This is a genomic window from Bacillus sp. NPDC094064 (assembly GCF_050279585.1).
Taxonomy (GTDB): Bacteria; Bacillota; Bacilli; order Bacillales; family Bacillaceae_G; genus Bacillus_A.
In genome coordinates this window covers 536,326-551,612 of the sequence record NZ_JBNNUI010000002.1, presented here as the reverse complement: position 1 = coordinate 551,612, position 15,287 = coordinate 536,326, and the positions used below count along the sequence as shown (strand labels likewise).

At 35.3% G+C, this 15,287-nt stretch carries 6 protein-coding genes; all 6 read right to left on the bottom strand.

The features are described from left to right. Nucleotides 1-95: 95 nt before the first annotated feature. Nucleotides 96-3,290: a DEAD/DEAH box helicase gene (locus tag ACQKNI_RS07435; RefSeq protein ID WP_088231202.1), complete on the bottom strand. Its 3,195-nt coding sequence runs from the start codon at nt 3,288-3,290 to the stop codon at nt 96-98. A gap of 125 nt (nt 3,291-3,415) precedes the next feature. Further along, the gene (locus ACQKNI_RS07430) at nt 3,416-7,042 is read right to left on the bottom strand and encodes an S-layer homology domain-containing protein (protein ID WP_098946025.1); all 3,627 of its coding nucleotides are present in this window, start codon (nt 7,040-7,042) and stop codon (nt 3,416-3,418) included. 50 nt (nt 7,043-7,092) lie between these two features. Next, nucleotides 7,093-11,013, bottom strand: a complete 3,921-nt coding sequence (locus ACQKNI_RS07425; RefSeq protein WP_427282296.1) for a choice-of-anchor L domain-containing protein — start codon at nt 11,011-11,013, stop codon at nt 7,093-7,095. Nucleotides 11,014-11,237: 224 nt separating this feature from the next. Beyond that, a complete protein-coding gene (locus ACQKNI_RS07420) occupies nt 11,238-12,170 on the bottom strand; it encodes a response regulator (RefSeq protein ID WP_088231199.1) in 933 nt (310 codons plus the stop codon). Between the two features lie 2 nt (nt 12,171-12,172). Then, entirely contained in the window at nt 12,173-13,471 is a 1,299-nt protein-coding gene (locus ACQKNI_RS07415) for a sensor histidine kinase (RefSeq protein WP_088231198.1), read from the bottom strand. 63 nt (nt 13,472-13,534) lie between these two features. After that, nucleotides 13,535-15,247, bottom strand: a complete 1,713-nt coding sequence (malS, locus tag ACQKNI_RS07410; protein WP_140417389.1) for an oxaloacetate-decarboxylating malate dehydrogenase — start codon at nt 15,245-15,247, stop codon at nt 13,535-13,537. Nucleotides 15,248-15,287: the final 40 nt, after the last annotated feature.

The window sequence follows — 15,287 nt, the reverse complement described above, 5'->3', positions numbered from 1 at the left end:
ATAACATTTGATTTCTTTACTTTGTACAAAACAAAATATAATTATTACAACAAAAAGCTATGCTCTCATAAATTTGAAAGCATAGCTTTTTCATATTAAATCATTAGAATATCTCGTATTTCTTCCTCCGTAATAGAAGATAATTTCTCTTCTCCCGGCTCAATCACTTCAGCGATTAAATTTTTCTTACTCTCTTGCAGTTCATGCATCTTTTCTTCAATCGTTCCGTGAGCAACTAACTTAATAACTTGCACTGTATTTTTTTGTCCCATTCGATATGCCCTATCAGCTGCTTGTTGCTCAACTGCTGGATTCCACCATAAATCGTATAATATGACCGTATCTGCTCCTGTTAAATTGAGACCCGTACCACCAGCTTTTAATGAGATGAGAAATAAATCGCCTTCCCCTTCGTTAAAACGATTACATAGCTCTACACGCTCCTGCGCAGGTGTACTCCCGTCTAAATAAAAATATGGAATGGCTTGACGATTTAACTCACGACCAATAATGGAGAGCATCTTCGTAAATTGAGAAAAAATTAAAATTCTCTTTCCTGTACTTCTACATTCCTCTAAAATCTCTAACAATTGTTCAAATTTAGCTGAACTACCCTTATAATCATCGACAAATAACGCGGGATGATTACAAATTTGACGCAGTCTCGTTAAACCAGCTAAAATTCTGATTTTATTTTTACGTAACGTATCTTTGTCTAAATGTTTTAACGTTTCTTCTCTCAATTTCGCTAAATAAGCAGCATAAAGTCTCTTTTGATCTGGTAACAACTCCGATGACTGTAAATGCTCTATTTTATCTGGCAACTCATTTAATACATCCCCTTTTAGTCGCCTTAATACGAATGGTTTCACTCGCTTCGCTATATCTTCACGCCTTAAATCACCGAACTCTTTTCTTCCTGGCAATAATTCCGGAAATACGATATGAAAGATAGACCATAGCTCTTCTAATGAATTTTCTACAGGGGTCCCCGTTAATCCGAAACGATATTCAGCTTGAATCGTTTTCACTGCTCTTGCCGTTTGTGTTGTAGGGTTTTTAAACGCTTGTGCTTCATCAAGAAATAGCGTGTGAAACGGCCTTGCATACAATCTTATGTCCCTTCTCAGCAATGGATATGACGTAATTACGACATCAAATTCCACTATATCTTTCAATATTTTTCGGCGCTCTGCTTGACTTCCATCGGCAATAACCGCTCGAATATGCGGAGCGAATTTTTTCAATTCACTAAGCCAGTTATAAACAAGTGATGACGGTGAAACGACTAATATGGGCAGCTTCTTCTCTCGAATTTCAGGCAAGACGGAATCTATAAAAGCAATGCTTTGCAGCGTCTTCCCAAGCCCCATATCATCTGCTAAAATACCACCAAAACGGTAATGAGCGAGTGTTTTCATCCACTCGAATCCATACACTTGATACTCTCTCAGAACAGCGTGTAAAGTATTTGGCACAGCAAACTTCAATTTTTTCGGATTTTGAATGTTTTCCACTAACTCTTGAACAGAATCATCTAAACTTAAAACGTTGCCTTCCTGAAGTCCGTTCATCCATTTTACACTCCGAATAAGCGGAACATTTACTTCTTCTCCATGTGAAAATTCTTTCCGAATACCTGATTCTTTTACAAATTGATTAATTTCATTAAACTCTTTACTTTCCAGTGATAATAACGAACCGTTCGCTAATCGGTAATATTTACGTTTCTCTTCAAGAGCCGCTAATACACCTTTAATTTCAGCTTCCGGTATTCCTTTTATATCAAAACGAAATGACAACCAATCAATTCTTTCTTTTCTTCTTACTCTAATTAGAGGAGCTGTATCTCCTTTATGAATTCGTAATTTAATTGCTGTCGTCGCATAAATATCAAGTAAACCTTTTAACGTTGGAACGATGTGATATAAAAAATTGTACTCAGCTTCTTCATTATGCATAAAGTAACCGCCCTCTGTTTTCGCAAAGGCACTTTCACTCATCATGTCTAAAATCTCTTTTTCTTTTTTCTCGTCACGATTAAAAACAGACGGCTGCCCGTCTTCTTCTAGCGGGTTAATAACGACGTTTCCATAGTGGAATTCAAGGCCTGCTAACAAACGATTTTTCACTCGATCTAAATACAATTTCGCTTTTAGTGACGGTGTTTCAACACGATCTGATAGTACTTCATCAATTCGAACTGTTCCGAGTTTCATTAAGCCTGGCACAACTTTCGCTACGAAATGTTCCATCTTATTTTCAGGAATGTAAAACTGATTGCTATTTGAACGATTCATCATCTTTTTTAATTCAATAAGCCGCATACACTCTTCCATATGTAAATGATATAGTTTCCCGTCATAAAGTGCATTGTTATACATATCCATAACTTGTACACGGTTTAATCCATCTATATGAAGTGTAAATCCGCCATTATTCCCTTTCGTAAACTCGAAATGTAACGGCAATAACCCTTTAGAAACTTGTAAATCGTGAAACAGTTGTTCATATTGTTTCAGCTGTACATACTCAACTCTAGAAAGTAAAGAAAGCATGTCATTCCATGAAGCTGGCGGTATGAATATCATACTTTCATCTTGTTTGGCATGTACTTCTAGCGCATCCTCATACATTTTTTCATTATGATACATTTTAATAAGCTGCTGAATAATTGCGTCTGTCTCTTGTTTAAAACTATGTACATCTGGTGTATACGTAAATTCATTTGAACAATGAAATGACTCTCTTTTTTCCACTTTAGAAAGAAAGTCTCTAATATGATTTATAGAATATGTTTTCGCAAGTTTTAACTGAATTCCAAGAAGGGCCCCACCGCTTTTCGTCGCTACTGGTGAACATATAAACGTAACATCTAATATTTCACGTGTATCAAAACGATGTTGTTTACTTTTGGGCCGCAGTGGTTTGTCCGCAAACAATTGAAACATCCCGTTTGTTAACTGATCATTTCTGCTACTAACAGAGCCCATTCCACCTGTTTGCTGATTATAATTTATTTGTAGCAGTACTGCTGCAACATGTTGACAGTACGTTTGAAAAGACGCTAACGAAGGACAACTACATCTCGCAACAACATTACCTTTTTTAGCTTTTTCTACTGTAACATGAAAATCTTCGTTCCCTTGTACCGTCGCCTCGCAAATTTCTTTATTTTCATCATAATGGTTCACGATTACTTTATTTGCTTTATAATAAGCTTCACCTCTTTTATAGGAGGTTTCTCCGCATACTTCTTTAATAATCGATTTATTTATATAAAAACTCAATGGTTCAACTCCTTACGTCCTCATTTCATTCTATAAACATTGTACATGTATACTCCATTAAGTAAAGTCGTACATACGAAAAACAAGCGCCTTTCTCTATATAACGAAAGGCGCTTGTCTTTTAATTAGTTGATGTCGTCTAAATACCAAGACCCATCTTTTTTCACTAAATCATACGTATACGTAAATGATTCACCTTGCTCACCTTGAACTGGTACACTTACCTTCACACTTAACGTTGATGGTGTTTCACTTACACTTGAGAATGTTTTCATTGCCTCTGTATTATAAACATTCGTTACAGGATATAAGTAATACGGATTTAATATCCACTGTCTATTATACTTATAAGCTTTTTCAAATTGCTTCCCTGTAAATTTCGGCTCATAAAACTTTTTCATTTGTTTTTGTAAGTCTTCAAATTTTTCTTCTTCAGGCGATTTAACTGCCGCTTGCAAAATATTATTTGCGTGCTGCTCCGCATCTAATATTAATTGCTGAGCACTTTGTAAAGATAAACCTGATAGTGCTCGCTTATCTTCCTCACTTCCCGAAACTTGAGCACTAACCTTACCTGTCAATCCTTTATAAGCGACATTAATTTCAGTCGTATCTCCGATTTTCGCATCGTCCTTTACTGTCACTTCTCCAAGCTCATTTACGATAACGAAATCTTTCGAACTTTTGAAAGTAAGTAGGTTCGGTTGTGTTACTTCTTTATAGCGGTACTGCTCAATCGGCAATCCTAACATTTCATATTGCTCAATTATTTCTTCCGGCACCGGTATTGCTAAACGTACTTGCAATTGTTCTTTTTGTTTTTTCATCACAAATGTTTTTTCAGGATCTACTTGTAACTTCGTTGGCTTGACAATATAAACTGGAACTTTTATTTCTGAAAGTACTTTCCCATCTTCCACTAACTCAAATAATAGGTCTACTTTCTGTTTTTCTTTTGCACCTGATTTTGCATGAATTGAAAAATCATTGGCATCTTTTCGTTTTGCTTCTACTACGTCTGTATTTTCACTTGATACTCGTATTTCCTGATCCTTCGATAATTTATCTACTTTCATTGTTAATTGATTTTCATCAAAGATTCTTTTTACTACTTTTAAATTTGTATCTTCTCCCTCTTCAAGTAATAAATAATCTTGCGCTGATTGTAAATCATACTTTTCACAATTACTTATTTTTCCGATCTCTTCATTTATATCTATTAACGATTTCTTTATAGATAAAATATCAGCTTTAAGTATACTCGCCTTTAAACCAGCTTGAATATAATATCCAAGTGACCCTTTTGCGCAAATACTTTCAAACGCATTTATATTACTAGAGTCAACGTCTTTTATTCCCCACGACGCTCTTGCTAACGCTTCTAATTTCAATCCTGCTTCAAAATTAGCCCCTATCAAAGTTATATTAGCAAGTGTTAACCCCCCATTAACGTCGATACCTGCTTTCCCATCAATTTTTGCTTCCCCTTTAAATTGAAGATTAGGTCCTATTTGCTCATGTTTACCTACAATTCCGCCGTTTTCAATTCCCACCTTAAACGAATCTATTTGCTTCACATCTACTTCTACACCTATTGATAAATCTGCTTTCAATACAAGCGAAGCTTCCATCGTTATAGCTATAGCTGGAGCAGCAGGCAGTGGTACACGAACCATAAACAAAGGTTTTTTAAATGGTTTCAGTGAGAGACCTTTTTTTTCAATCATTTCTTTCCATTCTTCAAATGTTAGACCTTCCGATTTTTTCTTATCACAATTTACTGGGGCTCCTACACAGTGCGAGTAATCAAATGTGTATTTTACGTTATTCTCAACTTCACCTTTAAGAATAAATTTTAATTCATCTAAATTAGTTACATCTTTAAACAAGATATCCACATCTACATTTTTAATTTTCATTTTACCTTTTAGTGCAAAAGTTAGATCCTCATTAATTCCTAAATCCTTACCTGTTATTTTAACATTTGTGTTCGTACTGAATTCTTTTTTATCAACGTCATATTCAGCGAATGCACGTTGTAAGAAATGCTCTGGCCCCTGTAAAACATATTGATTTTTTTCTTTCTCTCCATTAATTTGCTGTTGAAAAGGATTAAAAGAAACTGGCTGCTTTTCGTCCAGCGTTACACCTTCTGCTAAATAAACAATTTCTGCATTGTCTCTCGTAACTGATATTTTTTCCTTCACATCTATTTTTTCAATTACTTCTTTAGCATCTGGTTGCACTGCTTTTACAACCTTCTCCCCATCACTGCCATCCGTTATAGAGATGATTTTAATAACAACTCCAAGTGGATTATTTGGGATTGGTGGCAAAATTAAAATGTTATCATTTTTCAATTCTTTTAATTTTGCTGCTTCCTTTTTGAATGTGAAAGTATCTGTTTGAGTTTGTTCTATGTCGTGTTTATATTGTTCTTTCACTTCATATACGTTCTTTTTGTATACGATACCTGCTTTTTCAGCGTCTCCTCCATTACCCGTACCGCCACCAGTATCACCATCCCCAGTAGTCGGCTCATCTTTCTTAAAATCAATAACTTTACTAACGACTGCTGTCGACTCCGCCCTCGTTAATGTTTGTTTCGGTTTGAACGTTCCATCTGGATATCCCGAAATGATTTTTGCATTTACTAATGCAGCTATCAATTTAGGATTTTTCGTAAATTCACCTTTATCTCCAAATTTTATTTCTTCATTTACTTCCTTTAACTTCAACACTTTCGCGATAATGATCGCCATTTCTTGCCTTGGGATTTCTTGCTCTGGTTTGAAGCTATCTCCATATTCTTTCTTTTCAATAATCCCTTCTTTTATCGCTGTTTCGACGTACTGATTTGACCACTTACTTTTCGGTACATCTTTAAACGTCTCTTGGTCTTTTACAATCTTATAGCCTTGTTGCAGCACAATCATAGCTAAAAATTGTTCTCGCGTTAAGCGATCTTCTGGACCAAAGATTCCGTTCCCCTTACCAGATACAATCTTCATCTCTTTTAATCTCTTTATATCTTTATACGCCCAGTAAGAAGGTGGTACATCATCAAATACATATCCATAATCGAGTAATTTAACGATAACTGCTGTTGACTCTGCTCTCGTTAATGTTTGTTTCGGTTTGAACGTTCCATCTGGATATCCTGAAATGATTTTTGCATTTACTAATGCAGCTATCAATTTAGGATTTTTCGTAAATTCACCTTTATCTCCAAATTTTATTTCCTCATCTACTTCTTTTAACTTCAACACTTTCGCGATAACAATCGCCATTTCTTCCCTTGAAATTTCTTGTTCTGGTTTAAAATTATCCCCGTATTCTTTCTTTTCAATAATCTCTTCTTTTATTGCTGTTTCAATGTATTGATTTGACCATTTACTTCTTGGTACATCTTTAAATGTCTCTTGGTCTTTTACAATTTTATAGCCTTGTTGCAACACGACCATCGACAAAAATTGTTCTCGCGTTAAGCGATCTTCTGGACCAAATAACCCATCTCCCTTACCAGATACAATCTTCAACTCTTTTAATCTCTTTATATCTTTATAAGCCCAGTAAGAAGGTGGTACATCCTTGAATACAAGCTCATTTGTATTTTCAGCTGCGCTATGAAACGGATTTGTTTTTTTATTTACCTCGTTAGCAGCGTACGCTATTGCACCATCAAATATCAATGTTATAAATAGTACAAACAGTATACTCAATTGAGCTACTTTTTTAAGCCAATTTTTCATCCCGTATTCCCCTTTTGCATTCAAAATGAAATAAAGATAACCGCATCGAATTATTCATCAATTGTAGAAAGAACAGTCTCTATGTTTATACCGTCTCCAACCTTTTTAATGAATGATTTTCCAATATTTAAATCTCCCGAGATTTTAGGTAGTAATAAATAATCAAGCCATACCGTTTCCCCTGATGGAATAGAATTAACAACGCGCTTCAACTCTGTTCCTGGTGTATAAACAAAGTTTTTCTTTTCTGCTTCATTTAACTCTACTTGTAAATCATAAATAACGTTTGGCGATTTATTTTCAATTCCTACCCTAACTACATACGGAAGACCTTTATATGCTTTTTTATCTACTTTAATATGCATCTTCACTCCGTCCTCCCCGTACACTTCAATTGGCTTAGCTGTTTTAAACTCGGCAGAAAGTGGCTCATCAAACGGGTATAATGTAGATGAGAAATTAGCACCTAAATGATATTCACCTTTTTTATCTCCACGAATATACCACTCAGCTTTCTTAACTTCATTTCCACCTATCGCTCCTAAATGGATTGTTTCACTTTGTTTTTCAGAAATCGGAGCTAAACTTAATCCTTCTGGTAACTTTAGCGATACATTTGTATTCGTTAATTCAAATGGCTCATCCGCAAAACTTTGAATCATCACTTCCACTTTAAAGAACTCTTTCAACCAACTTACTTTTCCTGGAACTACCATATATCCAACTGCAGGAGGGGCTTCTTTTTCTTGGAAACGTTCATTTTGAATAACAACTGGGTACACATTAACCTCACTTGCACCACTACCAATCGACACGTTTAAATCACCTTGTATAACTTTACCTACATTATTAATGATGTAATCAACTTTTTTATCCTCATTATCTATTTTCAAATGCAGTTCAAACTTATACACATGGCGATTATCTGGATGATTGACATCAATACCAGCCTTCTCTATTTCTTCTTTCGACATTTGAGTTACGTTCATCTTCCCATCAAATAACTGCGAAGGTTCTAATATGACTTTCTGCTTCGTCCGCTCATCATTCTTTACAACTACGTCTACAGCAACTGGTTTATAGCCTTTTTTATAAACGTATACTTTATAAGCACCTTCTTGTGGTTTTAACGACAGAGTACCATTGCTACCTGTTATTAACTTTTGTGTTTTCTTTTTTGAATCTTCTAAAACGACGCTAACATTATCAATTCCGCGTCCACTTCCATCTTGTACTTCTAGTAATAAGCCAGTCTCTTTCTCTGTTACCTCAACAGGAATGTTCAAACTTTGTTTATCTTTCGTTATCGTAACTGTTGCCGTTCCTTTTTTATCTTGAGCTACTAACTTCCCAGAAGCATCTACTTCTACTACAGACGAATTTGAAGATTTAAAATTCGCACTTTTCGTAATATCTTTTAGCGAACCATCTTCATATAAACCTGTAACTTTTAATTCATACGCTTCTTTCGTTTTTAATGCAATTTTCTCCGTACCAACTTGTAATGCAACAAGTGGATTCTCTACTTTTACTTTCACTTCCTTTTTTATATCTCTTGCAGATACTGTAATAATAGATTCTCCTTCTTTTTGCGCTACAATATTTCCGAACTTATCAACTTTCACGTTATCGTTGTTACTAGAGAATGTCGCTTCATTATTAATTGATGAACGGTAATCCTCTTCATAAACTCCTGTTACTTGTAACTTTTTCGTACCTTTAATAGGTAGTGTTATATTTGATGTTTCAAATTCAATGTCTTTCAGACCGTTTTCAACGTATACTGGGATACGTACCATTTCCCCTCTATAATTACCAACAAGCGTCGTTTGTCCTTGTTTAAGTCCTCTAACCTCTCCATTAGCTATAATTTCAGCGGTTTTCTCATCATTTATCCAGAAACTTACCTGATCCGTGACATCTTTCTCACTATTGTCATATTTTGCTTTTACTACAATTTTATCTTTAGTCCCTTCCTTTAATGTAAGCTGTTGTTTATCGGTTACTATCTCTTTCAATTGTTTTTCTACCGTTACTGTCCCCTCTATTGTCAAACCTTCATAAGTTGCTTTAACCTTTGTTTCTCCTTCTTTCTTTCCTTTCAAATACATTGAACCATACATTGAACCATTTATTAATTCAACAATATCTTTATTAGCAACCGATATTTCAGATGATTTCGTAACATCTTCATGGTATCCGTCATCATAGGATGCTATAACAGAAAAAGGATAACTTTCTCCTTCTATTACTACCATACTAGGGCTAACATGAATTTCCTTCAATTTACGATTCGATTTTTTCACAGTTACCTTTGCCGTTTTCTTAATTCCACCGTACTCTACTGTAATAGTTGCCTCTCCTTCATTTACAGCTCGAAAACTATTAAAACCAATGATACGTGCAACATTTTCATCTGAGCTTGATAATTTTACCTTTCCAGTTATACTTTCCACTAATCCACCATCATAAATTGCTCTTGCACCGATATATCCTACATTTTTATCTACTAATGAAAAGCTTTCTCTATCTAGTTCAATATCTTTTAATGTTTTTTCGACTTCTATCAGAGCTCGAATACTTTTCTCACCATACTTTATGGTCATACTAGTTACTCCAGCATTTTGTGCTATTATTTTATTTTCCGCATCTAACTTCGCAACCTTAGTATCATTTACGACTATTTCAACATTCTCAGTAATATCTTTTTCTTGGCCATCATTGTACTTAGCCACTACTTTAAACGTTTTCCCCTCACCAACTTTTAATTTCATCTGTTCGGGATCGATATCCATTCTATGCATAAATATACTAATTGAATCCCGAAAAGTAGTTGTCCCATCTCTCACTCCATGTAAAGAAAGTTGCAAATCACGATCTTGTTTACTTACTTCTATTTGAATCGTTTTCGTAGATTCCCCTTTCTCGAAAAATACCTTTCCCTGATCTTTCGTTACACTAGTACCTTTCTGGGGAAGAATTAAGTTCCATTCCACGCTATCGTCTTTATTTGTATTTCCTGTTCTTACAACATTAACACTGACTTTTGCCTTATCAACGCCTATATTTTCTACTTTCCATCCAGCAACATAAACGTAATCATACTCTACTGGGAAGGGTATATCTTCAAATGTAAAAGGTTTAACAAGCACATTTGAATCTACACCGTTATCTTTCCCATCCGCAATTACTAACTTGATCTTATTCCAATCGTTTACTTTTACGTTCGAACTAGCATCTAATACTGTAGTCATTCCATCCATTTCCGTATTTTTAGAAGCATTTGTATTCGAAATATAGTAACCATTATTATCCCACTTATCAATCGTGGAGGTTGTCACTGGACTCCTATTCCAATTTGATATAACCGCTATATTCTCCTCGTTAATAAACATTCCTACTGCATCATTATAATTCGAAAACTCCTCATACTCATCTGAAGCAAGCGCATACTGCACATTCATTTTTTCTTTCGTTGGCTTAAACTCAAACTCTAAAACACTTGCATCAAATGTTTTTGTCCCGTTCCACAATAATTGTTCTACATCGCTATCACCGGGTTGGTTATTTATGTTTGTATAACTTCTATATTTATTAGGTCCTATAATGCCCTTCGTATTACCTGTACTTAATATGACTCCGTCTTCTATTCCAAAAATATTTTGCTTCGCTTGAAATGTGCCGGCTGCTTGATTTGCACCTTTATATTTCACATTTCGAATTTCCACTCCATCACCAACGAGCTTTTTCGCTAGCTGTTCCGCTTTCACATTATCATCTAATGTGGATACTGAAATGTCTGGATTATTACTCTTACCAGCCTCTTGCACACTCTTAATTTCAAATTTTCGGTCTTCCTTAATCGTTTCTTCTCCATTTGCCTTTACATAAAAACCTGGTAACTGTAAACATAAAATAGCAATTATACAAACTGTTAATACATTTTTAAAATGCTTATATTTTCCTCCCAACTAATTATCCCCTTTCCTTTTCTTCAAATACATACGTTTCCGCTATTAACTCCTTTCTTTGCATTTTATTGGAAACTCATAAATATATTAATCTATTACTATTATCAAATTCAATAGCATTTTTCACAAATTGTTCATTTATTCAAAAAATACTTTTCGACACGAAAAAAACCAAATCAATGTAAGATTTGGTTTATCAACATTTATACCCTATATCGTATTTTTCAATCTATCTCCATCAACCGTTTCGCCTCAAAATACAACACTTGAATAAACTTTTTCGTGTTAATTCGTGTATGACCTGAAACTGCGAATTCTTCCTTTGTCATTTCTGTCATCCGTTTTCTAACTATCGTAAAATCAAAAAATTTCGGAGCATAGCTTTCAAATTTCGGATTTGAAAAGTCTGTTAATCCTAAAGAAGCCAAATGATTTAACGACTGATAAATCGCTCTGCGCACTCTTTGTTCAGAGGCTTTTTTCTCTTTATCAATATCCGCCTCTAAAGCTCCGTCTCCTAATTTCTTTATCGTAATATATTGGAAAATTTCTTTTAATGCAGGAAATCCAAATTCAAATGTTTGCGCCTTTTCCTGCCCATATAAATATTCCAGCATACTAAGTAAATCTTTACTTCCATTTTCTCCCGCGATACCGAGCTCTGATAGTAAGAAACGTCCTGAATCTGCTATCTTTTTTGCTTCTTGCATCGGTTCACTACGCATTTGCGGCTGCTCCCACTGAAACACGTTATTCAATGATTTTTGAATATCATGTATGGAACGCTCTAAACGAATCCGTTCCATTACCTTTCGTACGACAGATTCAACTTCAATTTTGTTTAGTGGTTTCGTAATATAATACTCCACACCAAGTGTATACGCCTCACCAATGAGCTGTTTCGATTCAACTTGGGAAATCATAATAATTTTACCAGTGAAAGAAGAAGCTATATGGCGAACTGTTTCAATCCCATCTCTCATCGGCATTAGTAAATCAATAAATAAAATGTCCACTTTCTTATAATTTAACTGTTCTGCTTCAATAAACGCTCCGTCTTCCGATTCTCCAATTACTTCCCCAAGATCGCCATCTTCAATAATTTGCGAAAGCATCGAACGGAAAACTTCATCATCATCTACGATATAATAAAACAACTCTATTCCCCTTCCCGCTTTAAACTACACTCCGGTAAACAAACGATAAACTTACACCCTTTTCCAGTTTCATTGTCTTCTAACCTTACTTCTCCGCCGAGCTCTGTTACCATTTCGTGTATGTAAGAAAGTCCAATACCCGTGGACGGTGTTCCCGTTTGATCATACTTTGAAGTAAATCCAGGCTTAAATACTAATTTTTTATACTTTTGTGAAATACCAGGGCCATCATCAATTACTTCAAAGATTACATGTTGATCTCGTTTATATAATTTAATACTAATGAGACCTCTATTTTCAATTGCTTCAACTGCATTGGCAACTAAGTTATTAAAGATTGATAGCACTGTATACACGTGATATGCAGCATGCTCACCTTCTATATGTTTAGAAAAACGTATATCTTTTTTTAACATTTCAGCATACTTCTCATTTATTCTCACAATCATTTCCGCAAGTTCATGTCCTTCTACATACTCAGCCACATTTTTATCTAATAATAGTTTAGACAATCCTGCAAAAATTCTTTGATTATCTTTTTTTATTTCATGTACTTCTCCCGCTATTTTCAATGCTGTTTTACCATTCGAATCATCAATTACTTGCAAGTTCCGATATAATTGATAAGCTTCTTGTGTAATTAACTCCGCATTTTGTAACGTTTTTTTCAAATGAACAGATTCTACATATAAATTAGACAGGTGCATTAACATATTTTCATTTTCTTTTCGCACTTGTGATTCTTTTAATTTCGTTTCATATAAGTTCATCATATTTAAAAAACCGAGTGCAAAGAAACTACGAAAAATAGCAATAATAATTAACTTATTTACTTCAGAAACCGTTATTGTTGTACCGAGAACTACCATATGGTAAATCGCAAGTTCTGACATACTTGCGATAATTTCAATTGTAATTCCAAGGCACCCAATAATTATTGGTTTCTGATGAAACTTATTCACTCTACAAAGCGAAAAAAGACTTCCATAAATAAAATAATAGAAGAACACAGGATAGCGCAAATAAAATGATTCTGTCATATGAAATGAACCTTGCAATACCCAGTCAAGACATACGCGGAATAAGACTACACATATACCAACAAGAATACCTGCAACTGCAGCTGGTACTCTTCTTAAAAACAGTAATAAAAAGAAGAATAGTGGCGTCCCAAAGCTAACACGAAACATATCATTAAAAGGATGAAAATTCAGCTCTCCGGCAATCGGAACAACGACCATTAATATAATTAAAAGAGACATATCATTCTTCCATAATTGATTCCAATTCAAAAGTGCCACTTCCTATCCATTTTTTCAATCGTACAAATAAAGCCCGCTTATAATAATAAACGGGCTTTATTTCTATATTCTAACCTTTTCTACCGCTTTTATTTGGCGATACTCTGGCATCCACATTGCTTCTTTCACTGCAATCTTGATATCGTTATCACTTAATTTCTCTCTAGCAACACCTTCTGCAACTGCAACTTTCGCTACTTCAATTGCAACCATTTCGGAGATATTACGTAACTCTTCAACTTCTGGCAAGATAGGTGCCCCTGGTTGACTTGTATCTACCATGCTTGCAACTGCTTCTGCTGCTGCTGCGAACATTCCGTCCGTCATAACGCTTGCACGAACAACAATTGTTCCAAGACCAAGTCCTGGGAAGATAAGTGCGTTATTTGATTGCCCAATAACGTACGTTACACCGTTATACGTAACTGGTTCAAATGGACTTCCTGTTGCAACTAACGCTCTTCCTTCTGTCCACTCAATTAAATCTGCTGGTTTTGCTTCAGCAAGTGGCGTCGGATTCGACATTGGTAAAATAATTGGTCTTTCTACATGAGAAGCCATTTCTTTAATAATCTCTTCTTTAAATGCGCCCGCAACAGTAGATGTACCAATTAAAATTGTCGGTTTTGCATGTTTCACAACTTCAGCAAGTCCAATTACATCATTTGCTTTCCACTCACTTACTTCCGCTTCTTTTCTTGCATATGGAATTTGGAAATCAAGAAGATCTCCCATATTATCTGTAACTAATCCGTTACGGTCAATACACCAGAAACGATTATGTGATTCTTCTTCTGATAAGCCAACGCGGACCATTGCATCTCTTACTTGATCTGCGATACCGATTCCAGCTGTACCAGCGCCAAACACAACGACGCGGTGTTCACTCAGTGGTACACCAGAAGCTTTCACCGCTGATAATACCGCAGCAAGTGAAACTGCACCTGTACCTTGAATATCATCATTAAACGTACATACGTCATGACGGTATTTATCTAAAATTTTTCGTGCATTGCGAGAACTGAAATCTTCCCAATGTAAAAGTGCTTTCGGGAATTGTTTATTTACCGCTTGTACAAACGTATCAATAAATTCATCGTAAGCTTCACCCGTTATACGCGGATGACGATTTCCAATATAAAATGGATTGTTTAATAGTTCCTCACGGTTTGTACCTACATCTAAAATTACTGGTAATACACGGCTAGGATCGATTCCAACTGCGGCCGTATAAACAGCTAATTTCCCGATTGCGATGTTAATGCCACCAACGCCCCAGTCACCAATTCCTAATATGCCTTCTCCATCTGTTACAACGACTAAATCAATGTTTTCAGCTGTTGCACCGATATTATTGAATGCTTCTTCAATACCTGAAGGGTCGTTAACTGATAAATAAACGCCGCGTGGTTTACGGTATTCATGACTGTACCTTTGAATTGCTACACCAACAGTAGGTGTATATACGATTGGTAACATTTCACGTAAATGATCCGTTAAAATGCGATAAAATAATACTTCATTTCGATCATGCAACGCTGTTAAGTATACATTCTTTAATAAATCATCCGGCTGAGAACAGAATTGTTCGTATGCTCGGCGTGCTTGTTCATCTAATGTTAAAACTGCTGGCGGTAATAACCCTTTTAAACCTAACTCTTCTCTTTCTTCTTGCGTGAAAGCGACCCCTTTATTTAAAAGTGGTGTTGATAATACTTCTACTCCTCTTAATGCTGTTTCTAATGCCCCATTAGAAGCCACTGTAAACTTACTCATAACATCCCTACCTCTATTCATATATAACATTTCTATATTG

What these genes read in the sequence shown, in the direction of transcription:
- ACQKNI_RS07430 (WP_098946025.1), bottom strand. Translation starts at nt 7,042, where the DNA reads ATGAAAAATTGGCTTAAAAAAGTAGCTCAATTGAGTATACTGTTTGTA.
- malS (WP_140417389.1), bottom strand. Translation starts at nt 15,247, where the DNA reads ATGAGTAAGTTTACAGTGGCTTCTAATGGGGCATTAGAAACAGCATTA.